The following is a 25645-nucleotide window of genomic DNA, read 5'->3' as shown; positions in this document are numbered from 1 at the left end:
AGTTTTCCGTCCAGTGGCATTGCTAGCTGGCGGTGCCGACGGTTACCGTGAACTGCTCGGAATCAGCAAGTGGTAGTTCCCCATCATCGATCACGAGAACCTGAAAGCTAACGTCTTGGCCTGCGAATTCTGCGGTTGGCGTCCAGCGGATAATGGCCAGATTGTTGTTCACTTTTTCAATCGTGGCGCCGGCCGGCGAGCTTTCGGGATCGAGTATGTAGGTCAGGACATCCCCTTCATTCTCGTCGGTTGCTGTGACCTCGACGATCATTTCCACGCCCACTTGGGCGGACTGATTGGGGATGGGGGTAATATCTGGGGCGATATTTACCTCGTCAAACAGAAAGCACGCCAAGTATGTACCGTCGTGATCGACTGGTCCATCGCCACCCCAGGTAATCGCGATTGCGTTATCTACGGCGATTGCGGCGGGCCGACTTTGATGGCCAAACTGGTTATTGGCTGTTTCCGTGTTGACGAAGAATTCGTTGGCGGGATTCACATTGCTGGAATTGAACTCGACGACGGTAGCTTTCACGTTCCAGCCGGTACCGTCGGCAATTCCATTCGTCCACGTCGCGATCAATTGGCCTTGGTCGATCTGGGCTAAAGCGACTTCTAACTGATTGCCAGTGTTGATGTTGTTGACCTGCAACTCTTCACCGACCAGGCCAGCGGATGGGTCGACTTGCTGGGCAAAGATGCCCCAGCCATCGCCATCTTGATCGCGGCTTTGCCAGGCGACCGTAAATACATCTCCTGAATCGATTACCGCCGCGCCCGATTGTGAGTCTTCGGTGTTGGTGTTCACGAGAAACTCAGCGCCCAGCTTGCTACCATCGGTTGCGAATCTTTGACCATAGACTCCCCAATCGCTCCCATCCTGATGGCGACTGCTCCAGGTCACCAACGCGACACCGCTGCTGTTGATCGCGATGTCCGGTTGGGCTTGTTCGTTGGAAGTTGTGGAATTCACCAAGATTTCGCCGGTAAGCGGGGTACCGGTCGCATCGAATCGACGATAAAAGATTCCATCAAAGTCACCGGCACCAACGCCTTGCCAAACGAAGGAAGTCGAGCCATCGGCGTCAACGGCAACCGCCGGATTCTCTTGATCGCCGCCGGTGGTTTGATTGATCAATACTTCGTCAGTGATGGGATTTCCGCTGGCATCGTACCAGCGGGCAAAGATTCCCTCGCGATCGCCGGCTCCGCGACCTTGCCAAACAATAACGAAGCTACCGTCAGGAAGCATCCTGACCGCAGCATTGGATTGAATGCCTGCTATTGTTTGATTTACCAACTGAGACGGACCGGAGAAATTCCCGTCGCCATCGATTGAACGAAAGAAAACGCCGTCTTGGTCGCCATCTCCCTTGCCTGCGTAAACGGCAATCAGCAAGCCCCCGCCGTTTGCCGCAATGGCCCCTTCGGTTTCGACAAACTGATCGCCGATGATGACGTCGTTGACCAGTTCGACGGGACCAACAGGGTTGGCCGTCAGCGTGAGGCGTCCCTCGAGAACTTCGCAGAAATGTTTTCGTAGTCGGGTAGCCATAGGGAAATTCGCGGGACTTAGGTGTGGGTGAATGTGATATCCATAATAGTTACCGAAACTTCCCGCAGGACTGTGGATCCGGATCTCTAGGAAGTTTTTATGGGATTCATATACGGCAGGTCCGTAGGTCGTTCGAGCAGCTGCCAACCAGCCGGATAACAGGACAGCCGAGAAACGTAAGATTTCTCGGCTGTCGGGTGTTTCTTGTATGAAGTGAGAAGGGAGACTAGATCTCGTCTTCCATCAACCCCATCAGTGCCAAGTCGTTTAATTCCGTATCGAACGGTTCACCTTCAAGACCGCTCGCAGCGATCGGGTCAACGACGGTCAAAATGAACGTCTCCTGGTCAGGAGCCCCATCACCGTCCAACACGATAATTGTGATAGTGAACGTTCCGGTTTGCGAAGGCGTCCAGCTGAATGTTCCGCCTGCGACACCTTCCGATGGCGTTGTTAGCGTCGGTTGTGCGATCTCTAGTGGAATGCCGCTGCCATCCAGGTCGAGAATGTAAGTCCGGCTTATCGGTGCATGGTCTGGATCGTCAACCAGGATGTCGAACGTTACCTCAGTATCGATATCCACTTCGACTGGCGATCCCGAATCGTAGGGAGCTGGAAGGGTCAGTTGGGGAGAATCGTTCTCGGCGGCGACCGCGACCGTGATGTTCGCGACAGCGCTGTTGTTCACGCCATCGTTGACGATAACTTCGATCGCACGATCAGTGATGTCAGGATCCTCCGAAACGTTATTGTAAGTTAGCGTGCGGATCACTTGCTGATAGTCGGCCACCAATTCGCTGCCGGAAAGCGTGAGAATTCCAGTCGAGGCGTCGTACAATTGGTTGATGGAAGTCCCGCTAACATCGACGGCCAGAAATTCGTCGTCGGTGTCGATGAGATTGTTCAGCGTGATCGTGGCCGACTCGATATTCGTGCTGTCTGGGTCGGTCACCGTAGCCGTGACATCAACAACACTTACGGGGCCATCCCCTTCGGTGAAGGAAGCGGCGAAATCGATGCCTGCACCCTCACCATTCAAGTCGACTTCCGGTGGATCCGTCAGAAGGGTTACGACAAACGTTTCTGAATCGGCCAGCGGAGTCGATGCATCATCAGTGACGAGAACGACAAATGTGAACGGGCCTGCACCGTCACCGGCAGTAGGCGTCCATTCAATCAGTGCGGTCGTGTCGCTTGTCTTCGTGATGGTTGCTAAAGCCGGGATATTCGCGCCGGCACCATCGTGATCTAACTGGAAAGTCAGGTCATCCCCGTCTGGGTCGGTGGCCGTTACGGTAATCTGAAACACGGTGTCAAGCTGGGCCGTCTGATCATCTATAGATTCCAGGTTAGGAGCGTCGTTCACACCTTCGACGGTAACCGAAATGGTCGCTGTGGCACTGTCATCGGTGCCATCATTGACGACCACCTCGATTGTACGGTCAGTGGTGTCTGGGTTTTCCGAAACGTTATTGTAAGTTAGCGTACGGATCACTTGCTGATAGTCGGCCACCAATTCGCTGCCGGAAAGCGTGAGAATTCCGGTCGAGGCGTCGTACAATTGGTTGATGGAAGTCCCGCTAACATCGACGGCCAGGAATTCGTCGTCGGTGTCGATGAGATTGGTCAGCGTGATCGTGGCCGACTCGATATTCGTGCTGTCTGGGTCGGTTACCGTAGCCGTGACATCAACGACACTTACGGGGCCATCCCCTTCGGTGAAGGAAGCGGCGAAATCGATGCCAGTGCCCTCGCCGTTTAAGTCGACCTCTGGTGGACTTGTTGTGAGGGTCACGACAAATGTTTCTGAATCGGCCAGCGGAGTCGATGCGTCATCAGTGACGAGAACAACAAATGTGAACGGGCCTGCACCGTCACCGGCAGTAGGCGTCCATTCAATTAGTGCGGTCGTGTCGCTTGTCTTCGTGATGGTTGCTAAAGCCGGGATATTCGCGCCGGCACCATCGTGATCTAACTGGAAAGTCAGGTCATCCCCGTCTGGGTCGTTAGCCGTTACGGTAAGCTGGAACACGGTGCCGAGCTGGGCCGTCTGATCATCAATCGGAGCCAAGTCAGGGGCTTCGTTCACACTTTGGACAGTGATCGTGATAGTTGCTGTGGCACTGTCGGTAGTGCCGTCGTTGACGATCACCTCAACATTTCGATCGGTTTCGTCAGGGTCAACGGAGGTGTTGTTGTAAACCAGCGTCGATAGCACGAGCTGATAGTTTGCGAGCGTTTCGATGCCGGAAAGCGTAAGGATTCCGGTCGAGGCGTCGTACAATTGGATGATGGAAGTCCCGCTAATATCGACGGCTAGAAATTCGTCGTCGGTATCGATGAGATTGGTCAGCGTGATCGTGGCCGATTCCAGGTTCTCGCTATCGACATCGTCAACAACGACCCCAGCATCCACGATGGATGTCGCTCCATCTCCTTCAGTGAACGTGGCTGCGAAATCGATTCCTGCCGGCGCACCATTTAGATCGACCGTGGGGGCATCGTTTTCGGCCACAATCGAAATGGTGGAAATAACGATCGGGCTGCTCAGGCCACCATCGTTGACTGTGATTTGGATCGTGCGATCCAAAATCGTCGGGTTTTCGGATGTGTTGTCGTACGTAAGTGATTGTAAAACGGTAATGTAGTTGGCCAGTGTATCAGAGCCGGTCAGGGTCAATTCGCCGGTCGCTGGGTTGTAGCTAGAAGCCGCGATTGAGGTTCCGGTCGTATCGACGGCCAGGACCTCGTCGGCACCGTCTTGAAAGTTCGTCAAAGTGATCGTGGCCGAAACCAAGTTTGCGCTGTCGGCATCGGTAATTGTGAGTGCAGGATCGGTCGCGGCAACAGGGCCACCATTCTCCGTCAAGACAGTCGAAAACCCAACGCCAGCGGCTGGGCCGTTCAGGTCTACCGAAGGTGCCTGATCACCGGTTGCCGAGACAACCACGGTCAGAAACTCTACGTCTGCCAAAGATGGCGTGCCTTGGTCGATCGCAATCACAGGAATTTGAAAGGTGCCAACTTGCCCTGCGGTTGGCGTCCAGCTAAAGACGCCGTCTGTGGTGATTGTCGCCCCAACCGGTGTATCGGTCCCTACATCGGGATCTAGTACTAGGCGAATGGTGTCGCCGGTCGGATTGCTGTCCAGGTCTAAGTCGACGGCTGTCGCGCCATTGGCGTACAAGTCGATATTAAGCGGCTGACCGACGACAATCTGTAGCTCGCCAACGCCTGAAAGATCAAGGTCCGGAGGGCAGTCATTGCCTGGGAAACCAGAAGCGGTTAGTACAAGACGCGATTCGAGCTGCTCCGACATCGGGAGCCGGGCACTAAAGCCACGCCGATTCGAGCGTCGTTTGGCTTTCTTAGACTTCATGTCGGTAGGGCGAGGCAAACGAGGGGTACGCATAAAATGCTCTCTAAGTGACTTGGCTTAACAATTTGGCCGGAGAGGCCCGGGTAAAACAAACTATTAATATGTGGGTGTTAGGAGGGGCGTGGCAATTGTATCAAATAGGTGGCCTGGGGTGACTTGCTGGTCGGGAATTCAGGAAAGTTTTATCCCCAATTTCATAGGCAGTGCTAGCGGGCAAGGGTTGCTATTTAAACCCAGCTTTGTCTAAATTCCTCCATGTTTTCGCTTGCGTTATCGGATTGTGTGAAACTAGGTAAGACGATGATGCCCGAGGGACGGATTGGCCGTACGGCCAATCCAGTAATGGACCGTTTCCACTCACGATCTTGATCTCATGTTGCTCCTTGGATTGCTAGACCACGCATGGAAGTTCCAACCATTGCCGAATATTCCTGAACGAATCAACGAGTTCTAACATTGGACTCAATTCGAGACTGATAGATAAACGCCGCGTTATGATCGCTGCGTTTACTGTGCGCTTCGCTTATTACGCCAAGATGGCCGCGTTACGGACTTGCTTCCGATGACTCCGCTTCGGCGTCTTTGCCGGGGGAAGGCTCAACTGCTTGGTAAAGCTTCGCCAGGGGAACCAAAATCGCCTGCAATTGGCTTAGATACTCCTCGTCGCCGAGTTCCAATTTCTGCTGTCGAAGCTGTGCTAACTTATGTTCGAGTTGGTTTCGCTCTGCTAACAGTTCTTGGGGAAAGATGGGTCTGCCTTGGTCGGGTACCAAGATAAATTGGTTCGCTAAAGTGCCATCAGGGATCGAGTTATCTTTGGAAGACTTGGTGACGTAAATCCCACGGAACCAATCGGCAGGCGTCCCTTTTCTGTCGCCGTTGTCATCAAGCAAAGCATGCTCGGTTGCTAGTTGCGACTGCGAGTCGTAATAATTTTGTGTCTGCTTGGATGCCGCGATCCAGGCTTCCAGCAGCGAGGTCTGACCGTCTTTGTCCAAATCGCCTGAGGAATCGCCGATTGTTTGTGAAAGGAAGTCCCCGAACCGAGCAAAATTGTATTCATAACCACTTTGTGTTGCGGTAACGATGATGCGATCGCGGCCAGAGAGTGGATGAATGAACGGACCGCTTGCCGATGCACAGTTGATAATCGCCATGCGACAGGAGATAGGAGAAAGAAGCTCAGAAAGCTCCTCCGCGCTGATATCGGGGCCGCGCAGATTGAATTTGGCCTTCTTTCCGTCGAACGTGCCGTGCCCGATTAATACAAGCCAGAGCGTTTGGGGTGGTTCCTTAATCAGTGCCGCCAGGGTTTCTTCCAAAAACAGACGATCTGGTGGGTCGGAGGAACCGGACTCATCCAGTCCAATGGTGACGAGCCGGGCAGTCGTTTGCTCTGTGGCAGTTTTCCACCGCTCTGCCCACTGCGTGAAGAGTTCTTGGTATTTATCGTCCCCAGGTTCGCCGACGACAACGACGACAATTGTTTCTGGGGTTTCCTGTTTCGCCTCAGTACCTGCTGGTGCAAGCAATACAACGCACGTTAAAAACCACATCATCTCAGGCAAGTCCCTTCCAGCGACGAAGTCCCCATTCGATGCTTAACAAACTGATTGCCAACAGAAAGACTCCCCAAGTATGCCAGACAGAACGAACCGTCGGTTCCGCGATGGGAATTTCACGGTCCGAAAGCGTACTGACGAAAGCCTCGAGTCGGTCGAGCGGAATCAGTTCGCCCCCTGATGCTTGGGCGATTGACTGTAGTAGCTTTACGTTAGGCTGTAGATTGGCAAACTCCTCGGCAGCCGGATCGGCTACCCAGCCTGTTTCGACTCGTTCGATTTCGCTGCCGTCCGGATTATTCGTGATGACCGTTGCTCGGTAAGGTCCAACAGTGCGAGATACATAGTTGGAACTGTACTGGCCAGAGACAGCGTCCTTCGGTTCTGCTTTTAGGCTGAGGTGTTCCTCCGATGGAGTTGTAACTTCGATGTTCACTTCTGCATTATCCAGAGGCTGATAGCTTTCGTCGCTGACCTGGATCGCAACCTTAACGGGTTGGTTCGGGGCCTCCTTAATCGAGAACGCCTCCACACGAACTCGCTGGGGAACATCTGCGATAAGCCAGCGAATGGTTTGCCGCCAAGTGCGCTCGAAGTCGTCGTTGTCGCGCGATGAGTGGTGAAGCTTCCACCTCCAAAGGTCTCCTATCAGAAAGGCCGCCGTGCGTCCCTTGCCAAATCGCTGGGTAACAAGACCGGGGCGACTTTCGCCACGATTCGAGACAATTGACAACAATTCACTGGCACCGGGTTTGAGTGCCCCCACCTCGTTGAGTATGCGCAGTTGGGGCATTGAATCGAGACGCTGCTGCTCTTGCTGCTGCGTCGTTCGAACTCGGATCCATGGTTCTAACAGCCCTTCGCGTGTCAGCGCTAGTGAGAACTCACCGGCGCCAGGTCGTGGTGAGACGCTATTTAGATAAATGGGCAAGACATCGCCGATCGGAGAGCGAAGATAGTCCCCTTCGACAAACGACTCACCGCCACCGAGCATTAGTAAGCCGCCCCCACGCAGACTGACAAATTCCTGGATAAGAGACTTTTGTTGTTGCGAAAAAAAATCGGCTTCCAGGTCATCTAAAATGATCGCGTGGTACGGAAACAACTCGTCGGCAGATTTGGGAAATCCCCCGGAAAGCTCTCCTTGTTCTAGCTTTCCGACACGCAACAGAACTGGTTCATCGTATTGTTCGACCTGCTCTTTTGCCTGGTCGTCGGTATTGGTAAAGATGCGGTTGGCGTTGGAATCTTTCTCGCGGAATTGGAATCGCGGTTCCTTTTTGGCAATACGAATCAGCCCATGTAGCTCAACTTCGTCGTCTTCGGACAGGGATCGATTTAGGAATTTGAACTCCCAGTTGGGGCGCCCCGATACGTAGAGAACTTTGTACGGTCCATGACCGCGATTTACCATCACGGTGCGGCTGTTATTAAGAAGGGTTGCCTCTGAACTCTTGCTGGCATCCTCGAAGACGCCTTGCTGTGACTCGGCATACGCGCGAATCTGATAAAACAAGACGCCTCGCTGGCCCGGCTTGATTTGAAACCGGGTCGCAAACAACTGGCCTTCTCGTACTTTAGTGACTGTTTGCGTTTCGAGAATTTCGCCGTGTTCATCAAGCAGTTCGACCACGATCGGTTCGCTGGGGAAGCCGGTAACGCTGATATCTGCTGTCACGGTGACGGGCGATGCTTCAAAGTTGGTCTGGCTGGCAGCGACCCGGTGTACTTGAATATCGACCGCAGGCTCGTCAGATCCGATTTGTACGGGAAAGACGGGAGGGTACTTGCTCCAATCGACGGTATCCTCAGTGGTATCCGTCGCATTACCATCGGTCAGCAGAAGCACGCCGGCGATCGGACGATTGGAGAAGCGATCGGCGATCGACTCTAACGCAGACAACAGGGCCGAGGCCCGGCCGTCAGCGGAAAAATTTTGAAAGTCGGTCACCGGCGACAATTGATCGTCGAACTCGTAGCGACGTACATCGAATTCTTGTCCTAGACGCACCTGCCACGACTCAGAGCGATCAAGACGCTTTTTCAATTGTTCAGCACGTGTGACGCTTTGGTCAGGGTCGATGACTTGTAAGCTTTGCGAGCAGTCGGCAAGCACAACGAAGAGATTGGCTCCTGGAACGGGTTTCGTTTCACTTCGCATTGGCTCGACCAAAAGTGAAGCCAGAAGGAGGACCGCTAATGTCTTGGCCGTGGCACAGGCCAGCTTTACGAATAACGGTGCGTGGATCGAGCGGTAGGCCCACAGAATGATTACGAACAATCCAGCGCCGATCGCGGTTGCGGGGATGACCCACTCTTGAGCAGCCCAGACGTTGGGCCACTGAAATATCCATTGATCATGGAACCAGTAGCTCATTCACTGCTCCCCAAGCGTTCGTAATACTGGCGGACAGCCTCCTCGTACTGAGACGGGACGGGATCCTTGTCGAGCGGTACACGGGCTTCCTCGGCAGTGCGTCTGAGAAGTTCCTCAGCCACACGATTTTGAAGCTGGGCCAGCGGCTTTGCGATCTTCTTTTGGATGATATCCCACTGTGGAGACGCCGAGGTTTCGATATGCTCGCGCCGAAGCTCGCGGGCCTCGTCCCGGATACGAGCTGCCTCGGCTCGCAACTCGGGGTCGTTCACTATTTCCTCAACATCGCGTAGTCGGTCCGACCAGTCCACAAAATCGTCACCAGAAAAGGGAGACGTATCTTGGTTACTGCCTCCCCCCAAAAACCGATCAAGTCCACCACCAGTGTCGAGACGATTTAGGCTGCCGTCGCGATCTGGTTGTTGTCCTGGTTGTTGCTGTCCTGGTTGTTGCTGTCCTGGTTGTTGCTGTCCTGGTTGTTGCTGTCCTGGTTGTTGCTGTCCTGGTTGTTGCTGTCCTGGTTGTTGCTGTCCGCCGGCGCGGGATAGCTCCCCTTCCAGGTCTTCGTTGAGACGCTCTAGTTCGTCGAGAGCGCGGCGAAGCATTTCGGTTTCATCACCGAGTACCTGATTGGCCGCTTGTTGAATTCCTTCGGCGAGTTGCTCGATTCCCTCTCGGGCTTGCTGTTCTCGCTGGGCTGCCTGATCGATGAAACCGCGATCGACCAACATCTCGGTTTCTTTAAGGGCATCGTTAGGTTTTGAGTTCCGTGTGTCGCGAATTGATTCGTACAACTTCTCGGCCAACAGTGGCTGAGATTGCTCGGCCTGCTCGACCGTGTCACGCATACGCTGCAGCAGTTGCTCCAGCCGTTCTCGCTGCTCGGTGATCTGCCCTCCAAGCTCGTCTTGGCCGTTGGACTCACGAAGGGAATTGGTTTGCTCAGACTTCTCCGAGCGTAAGTTGTCAAGTTGGCGCGCAACCTCTTGTTCGGCTTCTACCAGTTGTTCAGCCTGGTCATTAATGTCTCGTAACTCCTGCTCGAATTCATGCGAGGTTTGCCGCTGAAACTCTTCTCGCAATTCATTGAGTTCTCTCTGGGCACGCGTTCCTTCATTGGCGGCTTGGGTTACCATTTGCTGCTCGATTGCTTCGGTTGAACGCTGGATATTCTCGCGGGCCTGTTCCAGTTGCTGCCGCTGCTCGGCCATGCGTTCCTGGTTGTTGGGCTGCTCCATCCGCTGTTGTAGTTCTTCGGTATCGCGGAGGATCTGTTCCTGCTCTTCGCGTAAGCGTTTGAGTTGCCGTTGGGCTTCGGCTTGCTCTTGTTCGTCCTCGGCTGCTTCCAAGGCACCTTGCAGTTCTTGGATTCGCTCATTAAGGTCTGCCTGTCGCTGTGAAAGTTCTCGCAATCGGTTGAGGATTTGTCGGTCTTCGCGGGCCTCTTGCTGTTGCTCGGTTTGGGCCTGTTGTTCTTGGGCGTAACGGTTCTCGTCTTCCTGGAGCTGAAGTTGTTGTAGCTGCTGCTGGGCCCGGTTGTTCTGAGATTGCTGCGACTGGCTTGACTGCTGCTGAGACTGGCTGGATTGAACGACCTCATGCTCTCGAGCACGCAAGTGAAGCAGGCCTTGATAGGCAGCTTGCTCAGCCTGCAGGGCATCTTTCAGCTTGGTCGGCGATGCCCCTTCGATTGCCAACTGCAGTCTTTCGATCGCACTCTGCATTAAGTTGCGAACCACGGCGGCATGCTCGATCGAGGTAACATCTTGCAGATTGTCTTGTAGCTGCTCTAGTTGGATCATCGCCGAATCTTGCGACTCTATGAGCAGTTGCGTATCGGCAGGAAACGATGTCGTGGGAAGGTCTAGCGTTTCGCGGCGAATGATCTTCCAAGTCGCCCCGATAATCTGTTTTTGCAGTTCGGCAAGCTCTTGGGCTTGCTCTGCATTTTGTCCGCCTTGCTGTTGTTGTTGCTGCGATCCTTCTGGTGGCTGCTGGCCCTGTCGGAAGATTTGATCGAAGGGGCGGACTGCGGCGAAGAACATATCACTCATCGTACGCCGCATCTGGCCATCGGGGCCGATGTCTTCCGCCCAGAAGTACCAGGACAGAAGTTGATCGGGTTGAGCTTCGAGGGATTCGAGTGCCAACAGGTGCTCTAGCTCTACTCGTTCTTTACTGGGGAAAGAGTCACCCAGGGAAATGTCCTGGTCAACTTGGCCGGGGATCGAGTAGTTTATCCCGACGCGTTTCAAGCCAAAGTCGTCCCAGGCGGAAGCGGCTAAGTCGACTTCCTCGATGGGAGATACTTCGATGTCTTTGGTTGGTGCCGTCAGCTTAATATCCGGGGGCAGATTTGCGATCATGGTGATCTGCAGTTGCTGTGGATGCTGGTTGGTGCGTTGATCGGCATCGGTCAGATGAAGGGTGAGTTCGCGGGATCGATCCACAGAAAATGTGGTCGTGTAGGTGAGCGGGTCGCCTGGGACAGTTTGAAGCGAAAGGGTTTGTTCTCCGGAATCTGTTTGCTCAATGAACTGCGCCGATGCTAATGGTTTATTAACACGGCACAATAGGGTGAGCCGCGTTCCTTCCACAGCAGACACGCGGCGAACATCTGGTACGAACTTTTCTTCCTGGCCTGTATAGCCGGGAAAGACCAAGCGAGCATCGGTTTGAAGCATTAGAGGGAACTCAAACACGTCGACCTGAAAGTCGCGTGTGGTCTGGTTACCGAATTCAACTCGGTAAGTTAGCGGCTCCGAGACAGCTGGAACGCGACCTCCGAATAAGGGATCGTCGAGGGAACGTGACATCGGCAGAGAGTGCTGATTTCCATCTTCCGTTGTGTAAACGAGTGTTGCTTCCGATGGCAGACTCTTGAGAAACTTCGCCAAAACTAAGAAGCCAGAGCCACGTTCCACTTCTGTATCGCCGGGTTCGATCTCTACTTCAAAGATAGTATCTGCGGAAACAATATCTTGATAAGCAAGACTGGCCGAAGACGACGTCGTCAGCAGATCGTGATTGAGCCGGTCTAGCGCGATCGCCGCGAGTAACGTAGCGGCCAGACCCGCGCACGCTGCCAGTCGTGCCCATCGCAACTGACCGGGCGTGATCACGTTTTCCCAACTATGGCTGTGGGCGTGCCGGATTGCCTGCCCGATGACATCTTGCTGCAGATAACCGAGCCGGCCGGTTAAACTGTTAGGCTGTTGTTCAACGGCCGTCAATAGAACCGAATCGAGCTTAGGGTATTTGGATTCCACAAGATTAGCGACCTGGTGGACGTTTCGAGCAGAGCGGCTGCTAGTCCAGATCACCAATAACGAGCCTGTCACGCCGATGGCGGCGACGATAAGAACACTTCCGTCAAGGATTCGTCCGGTTGCCTGATTGAACGCATACAACAGGCCGATGAAGATCGCGGCCGAACCCCAGACGATTCCCATGCCGCTCCAAAAGTGAAACGATCGAAGGCGACGGGCGACACGGTCCAAATGGATGATGAGTTCGTGATCCATGACTATGCTTCTCCCAAATCCGGAGTGGGAACATGCGACCTGCGGGCAGCGAGAAATGTCTCAACCGCCAAAAGCAGTAGCACCGAAACGACCAGCCACTTCCACACCTTCTGGTGACTTTCGAGCTCTCGATCTTGGAGCTGTCGAAGCTCCGATATTTGCTCGGCATGCGTAGGAGCCATGCCCAATGGAATGCCGAACTGCTCGAGCCGATCAAGTTCCAACGGCGGCGTATCGCTTTCGGCGTCGGCAATGTTCACCGCGAAGGGAAGCTCTTGGCTTCCTTGTCGCAGCAAGTAAATCCCTGGCTCGGTTGTATCCGCAAACGCTGTGGCGTTATCCGCCAATTGTACGGTGTTTCCGCCTGGAGTTTGAATTGTTTTCTTTCCACTTGCAGGGGGCAGAGGAACGCTTTGGTTTACGAAATAGAAACGCGATGCCAGCTTTTGCTGATCGGCCAACTCCAACCAGCGCGACAACAAAGGGAGAAACTTGGTCGATAGAGCGAGCTGACTATCGGCTCGGTTCCAGCCAGTGCTCAGGGCATAAATTTGTCCTTTGCCGCGATTCATCGACCAAATTGCTGGGGTACCGCCCTCAAACCGGGCAATCACTTCGGCAGACGTTTCATCGCTAAGGCGTACATTGCGATGCTGCCAAAATCGGATGGTAGTAAAATCGTTGTAGCGCGCCGCAGAAAAAGGAGTAAACAGAGGATGTTGAAAATTGATCTGTCCCAACATGGCATACGATCCAGTAGAAGACGCGTCGTTTTTGACTTCCTCGGAAGCTAAGCGAACGTCGCTAAGCCATCCAGACATGTCACGCACCATGTCGTCGTTTTGCAGGACCACGACGGCGTGCCCTCCGCGTTGAAGATAAGCGTCCAAAAGGTTTTGCTGGTCTTCGCTTGGAGCCTGCGTGATAATCACTAGGCGTGGAACAGTTTCGGCTAAATCGTTCCAATCAGGAACGGTTTCCGCATCGATGGCTATAACCTCCACCTTGCGGTTGGCGGTCTCACTGAATGCGCGACTGAGATAGAAGAGCATTCCTTCGGGATCATCCGCAAAGTCGGAGCCGAAGTAGGCGATCGAAACCTGTTCTTGCAGGGGGGGGACTACGTAAAATGTGTTGTCGAATTCCATGCCAACACCATCACCGCTAAGCTCAACTCGATCTGGGCCAGGTGAGCCTGGTTCGCAGGGGGCATCCAGCACTAGGCTCTCGCCTGGGGGAACGTAGAAGGAAACTGGACGGGAGGCAGGCTGGTCTCCCCGGTGCCATATCACTTCGAATTGATTAATGTCGGAATTGGAAGTATTTCTTACGCGTACGCGGGGGGGCGAGGTGCCAGCATCGGTACCTTTGTTAGCTTCTACCAGCCTGACTCGCGCGTTCGAGTCGTCATCCGGTGTGATTGTACGAACGTCAACGCGGACCGACTCAGGCCATTGGCTCGTTTGCAGTCGATCGATCTGAGAGCCAGCTTGCGTGTCGCTGATTAGAACGATTTGCAATGTGGCTTTCGTTTGACGGAGGTCATCGTTGGCTGACAGACGCTCGGCGACGCCGACCAATGCGGCCCCCAGGTTACTTGCCGACCAGGTCGGCGCTATTTCAGCGAGGCGAGTTCGGATCATCTCTCGACGTTGTGGGCGATCGAGTTGGACTGATTCTTCGGCGGTAACCAGCGGTGTCAATTTTTCATCGAAAGTATATAGAGATACTTCGTCCGACCCTTCAAGGTTATCGAGGACCTGATTAGCTTGATCAATGGCTTGTCGCCAGACGTTGGCCCGACGCATGCTCGCACTTTGATCGACAAGGATCGCCACATGACGGCGGGGAACATCATCGGGCGAAAGATTGGTCGACGTGCGAAAGAACGGCCGCATGAAAGCGAATGCCAATAGCAAAATGATCAGCGATCTAAGAAGCAGCAGTAACCATTGATCGAGCCGACTCCGGCGCGTTAACTGTGGCGGTGACGGCTGCAGGAACATCAGCGAACTGAATTCGTAGCGAGCCTTGGGCGTGCGGCGGATCAAGTGAAACAGGAAAGGGCCGACAATTGCGGCAGCACCCAATAGAAAGAGTCCAGAGAGAACGCTCATGCCACGCCTCCTGCACGCGGGATTCTTTGCCGCACGACCGATCTACCACGTTTTAATCGGTCGGCCAGAAGATCGAATAAAATCAATTCTAGCGACCGATCGATTGAAATCTGGAGTAATTCCACTCCCATGTTTTGACAGATCGTGTGAATGGATTGGGAATGTTCTCGAAATTGGTCGAGATACTTCTGCCTGGCTTGTTCCGGATCGATATACAGGTCTTTGCCGGTTTCCACATCATGAAACATGGCTGGCTGATCGAACTGAAAGTCGAGCTCGCGCGGATCAAGCACCCGCAGGATGACGACTTCGTGCCCGCGTGCCCTCAGGAACCCGAGTTGCTTCTTCAGGGATCCGATCGGCGTGAGCAGGTCGGAAATAAGAACCACCAGGCCACGCTTGACGACCGTAGCAGCGATTTGTTCAAGCGGTTTCTCGATGTCAGTTGCTGAACCTGATTCGGCGCGTTCCAGGCTCATCATAATTTGGTGGATATGTCCGGGCCTAAACCGCGCGGGAATGCGATCGGTTATCGACTCGTCGAAGGTCATTAACCCGACGGCGTCGCGCTGCAACGAAAGGAAATGGGCGATGGTCGCTGCCGTAGTTTTGGCATAGTCGGCTTTGGTGTAGCCAAGTGTTCCGAAGCTCATCGAGCGGCTCAAGTCGACCAGTAAGTAGCAGCGCAGATTCGTTTCGTCCTCGAAGCATTTGATGAAGTAGCGATCGGATCGCCCGTAGAGTTTCCAGTCGAGGAAGCGAGTATCGTCACCGGGTGAATATTGGCGGTACTCGGTGAACTCGACCGAGAACCCGTGATATGGCGAACGATGAATGCCGGTCAAAAAGCCTTCGACGACGGCCCTAGCTCGTAGTTCCAGGTTCTTGATACGCATGAGTGAGGCGGGATCGATCAACGAAGCCGCACCCGCTGGGCGACCGGCTTTACTGACCGACGATGGCAATCCGCTGCTCATCTTGCCCCCGGGACTGGAACCGAGGTAAGAAGCTGATCGATCACCTTTTCGACCGTGATGCCTTCGGCCTCGGCGCGATAGCCGACTAGTATCCGGTGTCGCAAGGTGACGTGGGCAAGGGCTTTGATGTCATCGGAGGTGACGTGCGTCCTTCCCAGCAGCAAGGCTCTGGCTTTCGCTCCCAAAACCAGGTATTGAGCGCCACGGATACCCGCGCCCCACATTACCCACTGGTTGATAAATTCGGGAGTCGATGGTCGTCCTGGACGCGAAGCATCAGCTAATCGCACGGCATAGCGTACCAAGTTCTCTGCCACTGGCACTTTCTTGACGATATCGTGAAAGCGTAGGACGTCTTCGCCGGAAAATAGCGGGCTGATAGGTTCGGGCCGACGCGAGGTAGTTTGATTGACGACGGCAACTTCATCGTCTTCTGGGAGATAGTCCATCCAGATGTTAAACATAAACCGATCGAGCTGGGCCTCGGGTAGGGGATAGGTCCCTTCCATTTCAATCGGGTTTTGCGTGGCGAGCACGAAGAACGGCTCTTCGAGTGCGTAGCGAACGCCAGCCGCCGTGACCTGATGTTCCTGCATGGCCTCCAACAAGGCAGCCTGGGTCTTGGGAGGTGTGCGGTTGATTTCATCGGCGAGGATGACGTTGGCGAAAATCGGTCCTTTAGCAAACTGAAGTTTGCGACGGCCTTCCTCGGTTTCTTCCAAGATTTCAGTGCCGGTGATATCGGCAGGCATTAAGTCAGGCGTGAATTGAATTCTGCGAAATTCGAGATCAAAGATCTTCGAGATGGAGTTGACCAGCAAAGTTTTGGCAAGGCCGGGGGCTCCGGTAATTAGGCAGTGACCGCCAGCGAAGAGGCACAACAGCAGTTGTTCGACGACTTCCTGTTGGCCGATAACGGTCTTGGAAAGCTCGGCCACGATTTTTTCACGGCCATCGCGGATCTGCTCGACCGCTTGTTGTTCAAAGTCATGGTCTTCAATCTCAGTACTCACGATTGTTAGACTTTCTGGTGGGATAATGGGCGAGGGCTTGGCAGTAATCCGCTAAAATGCAGGGCTAGTGAGTCATTGCATAGGTAATGATGTTGATTCCCAAGGGGTAGGCAAAGCGTTCTGAATATTGCTTGAAATAGGTGGGATCGACCCCTTCCTCTTCCCAGCCGTCGCCCAGATCGGTGTTATGGCAAATGACCACAATCATGCGTCCCTTGTCGTCAAATATGCCTTTGTAGTGCGGCTCGTCGGCGTCGTGGCGTTCGGTTCCGCCCCCGCGCATCCAGGTGCCGATACTGACGATCATCGGTTTTTCGGCTAGGTCGTAAACCAGGTGGAATATGTCGTGTTCTAAAGGAAGCTCTTGCGGCTCGCGATCTGGGAAGACACGTTTGATGTTGTGATAAAAGGTTTGCCATTCCTCCTCGCCCCAAAAGTCGTCGACCATCAGGAAGCCGCCGCTTTGAAGATAATTACGAAGCCCGGTGACTTCGCCTTCGGTGAGGTTCATCTGCCCTGGTTCCACAATGTAAAGGAACGGGTAGTTGGATAGATCGTCATCGGTCAATTCGACGATTACGCTCTCGGGATGAACTTCCATAGAAGTCAACTCTCGCAGGCGGTGTGGCAGATTCAGATCACTCTCGGGAAAGTCGGTTGCCCATTTGTCGCGATAGCCATACGAGGTGTACTTCACCCGGGCAAAGCGGAAGGCTTCGTGTTCAAACTTCTCGTCGAATTCCCAGTCGTTCTGGGCTCCGCGGGTAGGAGCCGCGTTCCGGCTAAAGCGTCCCCGGGATCGAAAGCCACCTGAAAACTGAGCCCAGACCACACTCGCTAGTAGCGTGATCGAGAGAAACAGACAAAGGATTCGGACCGATTTCGATTTCGACATCACTGGGAATCATCCTTGTTAGGCGAAGCCCGGTCAGGCTCAGCCGAGTCGTTCTCGGTAAGGGCAAGCAGCAATTGCAGGGCATCGCGATATCGGGGGGCTTCCTCTAATGCCAAAAGAATATGCCGTAACGCTTCCTTGTCTTGCTTTGACGCATGCAATCGTTGGGCGAGACGAAAATGAATTTCGGCAGGATCGTACGGGTCTAATCTGGACAGCGTCGATAGTCCTTCGATGGCTGTCTTTCCATCATTGGTCTGCTCTCCGGCACGAGCCAGCAAGAGATATGGTTCCTGAATGAGTGGATTGACGGCCCGAATTCGCCGGGCATTGAGGACAACGGACTCCCATTGGTTCGTTTCCGCCTGCATCTCTGCCAGACGCCGATAGATATCGATCGCATCCGCGCGCAGCACTGCCAGTTGTTCTAACACCGCCAACTCTTGCTGGGTTTCGCCCAATTCTTTTAAAATTTGGGCCTTCAAGAGTAATGGGCTCCCTTCGCCGGCATAGTCTGGGGCCAGTTGCAGCAACTTGTCGATCGGCTCCATGGCTTCCGCATACTTTTTCTCGCGAAACAGTAACGCGGCGTATTGCTGGAGTCCAGGGAAGCTATTGGGGTGTTCTTCTAGCCATGGTTGAAGCTTGGCAATCTGCGGTGGCGGCAAGTCGTCGGTGCTAAAGTCGGCCTCCGGGGCAAAGGCCCGGGCACGATCCAGGATAAATTTTTGAAAGCCAGCGTCAATGGCATCTAGAGGAGCTGCATGCCGAGTTATCGCATCATTGATCTGCAGCCCCTTGCCCAACTCATCGAGAATCGCCCGGAGCGTTTCGATGCCAAACTGATCTACCAAAAACTCGACCACCAGGGCCGATTCATAGTAGGCAAACATCAAATGCTTCGAGCTCTGCGGACGCAGAAACGCTCCACTTAACTCGCTAACCGGCGTGAGTTCGTCCTCCAAGATCATTTGCCGATACGTTGGCGAGATTGATTGGCCCCACGATGGATCTCGCAGTTTTTCTTCATACACCGAGATCCCTTCGCTGAGCCACCGCGGCATCTTATTGTGGGTCTTGTTTAATGTGACGACGTGACAAAACTCGTGCCACAAAACGGCTTCCCAATTGGTAGGATTGTCGGCTTGGGAGGCCGGCGAATTCATGGTGATCACATTGCCGAAGCAAACCCCCAAGAACCCCGCTCCGCCAGGTAATCCAAACGTTCGGATCGCGAAGTCTTGCTGCTTGGGGAAGATCTCGATCGCAATTGGATCATTCAGCTCTACGTCGTATTTCTCGCACAGAACCGACTTGGCCTCGCGAAGAAGTTCTAAAACACGATCTCCATAAATGGCTGCTTCATGGGTATCCATGCGCACGATAAAGCCATTGCTCTCAAGCGTGCGAAATTTGGCCATGTGCTCTTGTAGGGTTGCTAGGTTATGAGCAACGACATTGTAGTTGTCGGCCTCGAAAACCTCGTCAACCAGCTTCCACCCTTGTTCCTCGTGTCCGAGTCGCAACAGATCGTTGGAAAGCTCCATTTTGGCCGGGAGAAAGTCGCTATCGAACTTTAGTGCCCGCCGCTGAGCTGAGGCCGCTTCGGCGAAGCGGTACTTTCTCGCCAGATGCTTACCGATGAGATAGTCAACTTCCGGATTGTCTTTCCAATGGGCTAAGGCCTTTTTGCGACATTCGTCTTCGCGGGACGGGGCGTTTGCCAGATGCGCCAGCACGGCGTGTAATGCCCAGGCACTAGGGTGATGAGGATTGATTTCCAGCACCTCGGCCAGCAGTTTCTCGGTTTCCTTATAGCGTTCGGCCGAAAGGTGACTTTCGGCAATCATCAGCAAGCTTGGAATGTGCTTCGGGTTGATCTTTATTGCTTGCTGGAGATATTCTTCCGCTTTCTTTGAATCGCTCGGTTCGAATGCCTGGGCCAACCCGTACAAGATTCGCGGATTGTCTTCGTCTACTTTCATGGCCAACTGGAAGTCTTCCGCAGCCAAAGCAAAGTCATTCTTCGAGAGTGCTAACTCCGCAGCGGCGATGTAGGCAGCGGGTAAGCCAGGAGCCCGCTTTTGAATCGGCTTGAATAGATCGATACGAATTCGCTTGGGATCAGCTCCGATCTCAAGAAAGAACTTGCCGATCACGATTGAGGTTTCTAGGTCGCGATAGATCCCGCTGGAGCGTTCCAGCTGAGCACCGAGTTCGGCGAGCACTTCTTTGGCTCGGTTCGACTGTCCGTTAAAGTGGCGTACTTCTCGTTCCAGCCACAGCAGACGGAGATTTCTGGGCGAAAAATTCTTAGCGTCATCGATTGTCTTGGCCGCATCCTCATAGCGACCGAGGGTCAGTTCGCTTTCGGTTTTTAGCACGTACCAATCGATGAAAGTGCGACCGCCGGAGATCTCTTGAGTGGCAACCTCGATGCACTTTTCATATGCCCCGTGACGGAATAAGTCCTCCGCCTGAGATAGGGTTTCACCGTAAGCGTTGCCGATCCCGAAGAAGATTCCCCACGCGACAATTACGCCCGCCAACGAACCTAGGTGCATGGTGAAGTGCGTCATACAACGGCAAAGGGAACTATGCAAAGGGAGATACTCCGAGCCAAGACCACGGTTCGATGAAGCTATTGTAGAGATCTGGCTTCCTAGTCAACAAGAATTGCTTTGGTATTGACGACGATCCCTCCTGCTAAGGGGGACGTACTTCAAAAGTAAGAGAGCCTGCTCGTCATGTGAAAAGGCTTTTCATGGCTCATCACACCGGCTACCTGGTCCTTGTGGGTGAGTCGAAACTTCGAGGCTTCGCATTGGATCGGCGTGAAAAGTAAAGACAGGCAAGGAGGTGAGACTAAATGGGCTGTAACTAGGTCATGTTATAGACGGATATAATATTCACATGTGAACTGGAGATCATTGCGCCGCGTTAGGAGGAAACACTCCCGGGTTGGTCCTTCAATTAAGGATACGAGAAGAAAAACGCCTGGAGTTAACGTTTCGTGAAATGCAGAGTGTGAAGGTAGATTCTGAATAGACTTCTCACACAAGACGGATAAATTATCCACATGCTGGTCTGAAGCATTCAGTGCTTGATGCCCTCAGCCAGTCGACGCATCGAGTGTCATTCGAGTTTGTGATGTCTTTTTTGCATTTATGTTTTTTTCTCGCACGCTGACATGGAGACCGTCATGAAGGTTGTCAATCTTCCAAATCGCGTTTCACGTAGATCAGAATCAGGCTTTACGCTAGTTGAATTACTGGTGGTGATCGCCATTATCGGAGTCCTTATTGCACTGCTACTTCCTGCAGTACAGCAGGCCCGAGAAGCAGCGCGGCGGATGTCGTGCTCGAACAAGCTGAAGCAGTTGCAGTTAGGCGTCCACAACTATCACGACACCTTCTTGGTGTTTCCGTCCGGTGCGATCAACGGCCGAGGCGACGATCCCAATGGTGCCCACGGTAGTGGAACTGCTGCGATCGGTGCTTCGTGGAACTTAATGATTCTATCGCAAATTGAGCAGCCAGCGTTGCACGAACAGTTCATGATCATTGCCAACGAAAGGGCCGAAGTGACCGACTGGTTAGGCAACGGGACCTATACCTCGCAGGGCATTACCGTTGGTTCGGAACAGCTTGACGCGATGAGCTGTCCGTCGCACCCATCCACTAGCGAGCAAATGGGGAACGGAACGGGACAAGAGCATTTGGCCCGCGGCAACTACTCTGCCTGCTATGGAAAAGCTGGCTACGGTACGATTCATACGAAGACCGGTGACGAAGGGGGTGTTTTTGGCAACAACTCCGAACTCAGCATGAGGGACGTTACTGATGGTACGGCGAATACCATTTCTTTAAGCGAGTTGAAGTTTCGCCTGTCCAGCAGCTCTGGACCATCTTATCAGGATACCCGCGGAACCTGGGCTTATCCGGTGATGGGTGCCGACATCTTTAGTACGAAGACGGGGCCCAACAGCACGACTCCTGACGGAGTGTGGGGTTGCCGCAGTTATCTCGAAGAGGGCATGCCGTGTGTGCAGATCGGCAGCCCCTATACCGAGTTGTACTCTGCCGCTCGGAGCTATCATCCTGGGGGCGTGATGGTCGCTATGACCGACGGTTCGGTCAGATTCATGCCGGAAACAATCGATCTAACCATCTGGCAAGCTCTGGGAACGCGCGGTGGACGCGAAGTCGCTTCGATTCCTTAGTCTTATCATGACAAACCCGCAGGCACCGTCTGTAGGAGATGCCTGCGAAATGAACAAGATAAATCGGAACATGCTTTCTTGATATTTGAACCTTATTTTGGATTTTCAGTAGGACTCGTCCCATGCTCAAGCGTTATTACACGCTCGCGTTATTCATTCTCGTCTTATCGATCCTTGGCTGCACACCCAGCGATCAACCTCAGGCCTATCCGACTTCAGGAGTCGTTCTTTTCCAGGGCGAACCGATGAAGGGCGGGGGAGCCATTTCCTTTGTGCCGTCTAGCTCACTGCAAGGGAAAGCGGCCGGAGGCGAGATCCGCAAAGATGGCACCTTTGTGATGTCGACCTATGCCGACGGCGACGGATCGATTGCTGGCAAGTTTCGTGTGATGATCGTTCAATCCGTTTCCCAGGAACCAGAGATGATTACCCCTGACGGTGGCGGTGAACCGATAATGGCATCTGGCCCGATCGAAACGGTAGCAAAATCAGACCGAATTCCGTTCATCTACGCCGATCCGGTTAAGTCTCCGATCACGGTCGAGATCACGACTCAGGGGCCGAATGACCTAAAGATTGATCTCAAGCGGATGTAGCTTAAAGGCCAGAAGCATTGTTGTGACTGATCTCGCACAGGAAGAGCCTTGGCAAGTTGCGTCCACGGATTCAAGCCTGACAGGTGGCTCGCCAACACTTGGATCTAAGCAGCCTCATCGCAAAGGCGATGGTTGGATTCTTGCTCCATGGCTGGATCTCTTTCTAATCGCTAACATATTCTGGCCGCTCTTAGTGCTGGTACAACTCGACGAAGGGGTTTCAGGTCGGACAACGATCGAGTTCTGGCAGATCTATTTTATTACGACGCCTCACCGGTGGAGCACGCTTGGGCTCGTACTGTTAGATCGCAATCCGTATCGAGCGAACCCTCGATTCATGTTCGGATTCGCGGCCGTCGTGATTCTGCTTTGTATCGGGATATGGGTGGGAACCGGCGCGCTAACGTGCTTACTGACGATCGACTACCTTTGGAACGCCTGGCATTTCGCCTCGCAACATCATGGAATTTATCGGATCTACGGCCGCCTTGCTGGCGTTACATCGCTGATTCCTGGTTGGTTAGAAAAGATGTTATTGCGGACGTTTATGCTTTATTGCATTCTGCGCGTGGCCCAACTGTCGGTCCGATCCGGAACGATGTCAGACGTGCTTTCAATTATCGACTATCTGGCACCCATCCTTCCGTGTGTGGTGCTAGTCGATTGTCTGGTTCATTTCCAACGCAATGCGGTCGGACGGATGGTCTACCTAGTGAGCGTGATTGGGATCTTCAGCGGGATGCTATGGGCGGTTCACATCGGTTATCCGGCGATGGTGCTGACCCTGGCCACTGCGTCGGCCTGGTTTCATGCCAGCGAGTATCTATCGGTTGTCGGATGGCGCATGCAAAAACAGAGTGGCGACGGAACCATACACTCGCGAGATCGTATCTTTCGCTGGGTTGCATCGCGGTGGATCTTTTCGTTACTGATCTTCGTCATAATTCTCGGATCGTGTGGGTGGCTGTTGGAACACCGATTCCTGGAGTATTGGTTGCTGCTCAACGTGATCGTGGCGTTTCTGCATTATGGTTACGACGGGTTGCTCTGGAAGAAAAACAAAGCCAATTCGGTTGAAACGATTCGCTCGAAATAATACGAGGCATTCGAGATGGTAAGCGAAAATAATCCCCCGGCAAACTTAACGATACTGCGACTGACGGCTCTGGTTGTTTTAGTCGTCTGGTTTGCAGCATTGGTTTTGGCGAGTGCTAGGGATGGCGTACTGTTGACGTTTGCGTGGCTAGACGTCGCTATCGTTACCATTCTGTGTGGTGTGCCTATTGCGTGGTTGACGACAACTACATTGACGCGGCTTTTTATGGCTAAAACAGATGCAAGCGTTGTCTTGCTGATGGTTGGCTTAGTGCTATTGGTCTTCTTTCGAGCGGTATTTTGGAAGGTCGCCGGCCCGGATATTCCCATCGATGCGATTGCGTCTGGTAACACACTGACGCGTATCCTTTCGGCGCTTGTCGCCTCGTTTGGAATTGTCGGATCACTTGCCGTTTTCGTTACCTGGCCATTGTCATCGGGCACGAAAGATACACTGGGGGAAACGCCGATCCATTGGATATTTGCCGTACTGTTGCTTGTGTTGGTGCCTGCGATCTACGAGAGTGCTAAAGGTCATTCCAATGTGAAGACCGCTTTCGACTATCTATCCCAGTCGAGGCTCGTGGAAGCGTCCGATCTGATGAGGCACTGCATTGTGCTCGACGCGGGGACTTCCTACCACGGTACACATTTCCGCTCGCTGATTGTAAAGCTGGAGGCCAGGATCGAAGCGATCCAAAAGCAAGTCTACAAGCCACTTTCGCGTGTAGACTCAATCGAGAAGCAAATTGAACAGGCCATCAATCTTGCCATCTTGAATAGGCGAGACGAAGCGATCTTGTTGTTGCTTCCCTTGGTTCAGTCGCCGGATTTCGCTGCGTCTGGCGGACATGGGCTTCTAGGAACGATTTACCAGGATCGCCGAAATTGGGAAGAGTCTCTCTTTCATTTTCGTCTAGCCGCGGAGTTCTGGCAGGCACAACGCTATTCGCCCGAGCATTCGTCGGGCCTTGCGAAATCAATCCAGGGGCAAGCGTATGCTCTTCGCAAACTTGGGCGAATCGATGAGGCCGCAGCCATGTATGCCCGGCTGCTCGAACTCTCGCCAACGGCGGAGCACCACTTCTTGTTAGCGCAGTTCCACGAAGACATCCAAGACACGTCGCAGGCCGCATATCATGCCCGCCGAGCGATCGAGATTTCGCCGGAACACTATCATAAGTCAGCCGGATCGCTGATTAACAAGATGAAAACGAGTCACTTTGGCTGCTTTCAACTTTACGCAGATTAAGCCAGCATTCGTGTTCAATCACGAATCCACTCTTTGCGTAGTGTCTGCGTAATGGCTTCCAAAAGAATGACTGTTAAGAAGATGGCCAGCAGTACGGTGGTTGCGTGACCGAACTGAAAATTATGCCACTTGCCCATCAGCTCGACACCGATCCCACCGGCACCGACAATCCCTAGAACAGTGGCCGTGCGAACATTGCGTTCCAAAATATATTGCAGGTAGGCGAGGTACTGGGGCAACACCTGGGGCAACAACGCATGGAGGAATACGCCTGGTTTTCCAATGCCACTGCAGGCCAAAGCTTTCGCAGGCCCGTCGTCGGTGTTGTCGATATCATCTGCAAAGAACTTGCCTAGAAAGCCGGCCGAGTGAAGCCCTAGCGCCAAGACTCCCGCCGCCGGACCGAAGCCAAACAGCAGGACAAAGAACAGGGCGGAGATTAACTCAGGAATTGCACGGCTCAAGCTACAGACTCCTCTGGCCAGCAGTACAACCGGGCGAGCCGGGCTGATCCTGCGTGAGGCGAGCATGCTTAAAGGCAAGCCCATAATCAGTGCCAAGATGGTTCCCCAAAGGGCAATTTCTAACGTTTCCAGCATCAGCCATAGCACCCGAAAGAGATAGCCAACAGGTTCGACCAATACTTGGTGACTTTCCATGACTTCGCGTTCGACGACTGAGCCATTCTCGAAATCGATGGAAACAGTCGGCGTTTCTCTCATTTCGACATAACTAAGCCAAGGCAGTTGCTCTGGGTTGAAATTCTCGATGCGACTAGTCTCTCGTTCACTGGAAATAACCGGAGGCCACCCTTGATCGATAAACCGCGAAGCCGCGTCCACGACCTGACTTGACTCGCTTGCTCCGAATAGCGCCTGAAAGGCCTTGGCACTTTCGCCGGCGGCTCTGGTCAAACCCATGCGGCTAAATGAATAGCAAAGGACCATCCCCACGATCAGTGCAACCACCAAAGCCGGGAGGAGACGCTTTCCTTCGACCGGCCATCCTGCCTGACGCATCGAATCGAGATCGTGGTTCGTTTTGGAGGGTGACGCCACGTAAAGAGTCCTTTGAGAAT

15 protein-coding genes are annotated in these 25645 nt (G+C 53.5%); 4 read left to right on the top strand and 11 right to left on the bottom strand.

Going from position 1 to position 25645, the window contains the following annotated elements; all coding sequences use genetic code 11:
* Nucleotides 1-22: 22 nt before the first annotated feature.
* The 10 genes from HOV93_RS12680 to HOV93_RS12635 form a co-directional block, all read right to left on the bottom strand.
* Nucleotides 23-1558 (bottom strand): hypothetical protein, encoded by a 1536-nt coding sequence (locus HOV93_RS12680; RefSeq protein WP_207396856.1) that lies wholly within the window; start codon nucleotides 1556-1558, stop codon nucleotides 23-25.
* A gap of 226 nt (nucleotides 1559-1784) precedes the next feature.
* Entirely contained in the window at nucleotides 1785-4970 is a 3186-nt protein-coding gene (locus tag HOV93_RS12675) for a putative Ig domain-containing protein (RefSeq protein WP_207396855.1), read from the bottom strand.
* Between the two features lie 512 nt (nucleotides 4971-5482).
* Entirely contained in the window at nucleotides 5483-6496 is a 1014-nt protein-coding gene (locus tag HOV93_RS12670; RefSeq protein ID WP_235990256.1) for a hypothetical protein, read from the bottom strand.
* Between the two features lies 1 nt (nucleotide 6497).
* Complete coding sequence (locus HOV93_RS12665; RefSeq protein ID WP_207396854.1) at nucleotides 6498-8876, bottom strand: glutamine amidotransferase; 2379 nt, start codon at nucleotides 8874-8876, stop codon at nucleotides 6498-6500.
* Entirely contained in the window at nucleotides 8873-12400 is a 3528-nt protein-coding gene (locus HOV93_RS12660; RefSeq protein ID WP_207396853.1) for a hypothetical protein, read from the bottom strand. Before HOV93_RS12660 ends, HOV93_RS12665 begins: the two co-directional genes overlap by 4 nt.
* A gap of 2 nt (nucleotides 12401-12402) precedes the next feature.
* Complete coding sequence (locus HOV93_RS12655) at nucleotides 12403-14517, bottom strand: BatA domain-containing protein (RefSeq protein ID WP_207396852.1); 2115 nt, start codon at nucleotides 14515-14517, stop codon at nucleotides 12403-12405.
* On the bottom strand, nucleotides 14514-15494 hold the full coding sequence (locus HOV93_RS12650; protein WP_207396851.1) for a DUF58 domain-containing protein: 981 nt from the start codon (nucleotides 15492-15494) through the stop codon (nucleotides 14514-14516). The genes HOV93_RS12655 and HOV93_RS12650 overlap by 4 nt, the downstream gene beginning before the upstream one ends.
* Entirely contained in the window at nucleotides 15491-16507 is a 1017-nt protein-coding gene (locus HOV93_RS12645) for an AAA family ATPase (RefSeq protein ID WP_207396850.1), read from the bottom strand. Before HOV93_RS12645 ends, HOV93_RS12650 begins: the two co-directional genes overlap by 4 nt.
* A gap of 64 nt (nucleotides 16508-16571) precedes the next feature.
* Nucleotides 16572-17402 carry a DUF4159 domain-containing protein gene (locus HOV93_RS12640; protein WP_207396849.1) on the bottom strand — a complete coding sequence of 277 codons (831 nt, stop codon included), beginning with the start codon at nucleotides 17400-17402 and terminating at the stop codon, nucleotides 16572-16574.
* Nucleotides 17402-19981: a tetratricopeptide repeat protein gene (locus tag HOV93_RS12635; RefSeq protein WP_207396848.1), complete on the bottom strand. Its 2580-nt coding sequence runs from the start codon at nucleotides 19979-19981 to the stop codon at nucleotides 17402-17404. Before HOV93_RS12635 ends, HOV93_RS12640 begins: the two co-directional genes overlap by 1 nt.
* Before the next feature lie 623 nt (nucleotides 19982-20604).
* On the opposite strand from HOV93_RS12635, the gene HOV93_RS12630 reads away from it, so the two are divergent.
* The 4 genes from HOV93_RS12630 (at nucleotide 20605) to HOV93_RS12615 (ending at nucleotide 24567) form a co-directional block, all read left to right on the top strand.
* Nucleotides 20605-21624 carry a DUF1559 family PulG-like putative transporter gene (locus HOV93_RS12630; RefSeq protein ID WP_207396886.1) on the top strand — a complete coding sequence of 340 codons (1020 nt, stop codon included), beginning with the start codon at nucleotides 20605-20607 and terminating at the stop codon, nucleotides 21622-21624.
* Between the two features lie 122 nt (nucleotides 21625-21746).
* A complete protein-coding gene (locus HOV93_RS12625) occupies nucleotides 21747-22220 on the top strand; it encodes a hypothetical protein (RefSeq protein ID WP_207396847.1) in 474 nt (157 codons plus the stop codon).
* A 22-nt stretch (nucleotides 22221-22242) separates the two neighbouring features.
* Nucleotides 22243-23316 (top strand): hypothetical protein, encoded by a 1074-nt coding sequence (locus tag HOV93_RS12620; protein ID WP_207396846.1) that lies wholly within the window; start codon nucleotides 22243-22245, stop codon nucleotides 23314-23316.
* A 225-nt stretch (nucleotides 23317-23541) separates the two neighbouring features.
* Nucleotides 23542-24567 (top strand): tetratricopeptide repeat protein, encoded by a 1026-nt coding sequence (locus HOV93_RS12615; RefSeq protein WP_207396845.1) that lies wholly within the window; start codon nucleotides 23542-23544, stop codon nucleotides 24565-24567.
* A gap of 14 nt (nucleotides 24568-24581) precedes the next feature.
* On the opposite strand, the gene phnE is transcribed toward HOV93_RS12615, so the two are convergent.
* Nucleotides 24582-25625, bottom strand: coding sequence for a phosphonate ABC transporter, permease protein PhnE (gene phnE / locus HOV93_RS26405; RefSeq protein ID WP_207396844.1), 1044 nt, complete (start codon nucleotides 25623-25625; stop codon nucleotides 24582-24584).
* Nucleotides 25626-25645 lie beyond the last annotated feature (20 nt).

The sequence above is a fragment of the Bremerella alba genome (assembly GCF_013618625.1).
Lineage (GTDB): Bacteria > Planctomycetota > Planctomycetia > Pirellulales > Pirellulaceae > Bremerella > Bremerella alba.
Note: the sequence above shows the minus strand (reverse complement) of the source record. Positions and strands in the feature narration are given on the sequence as shown.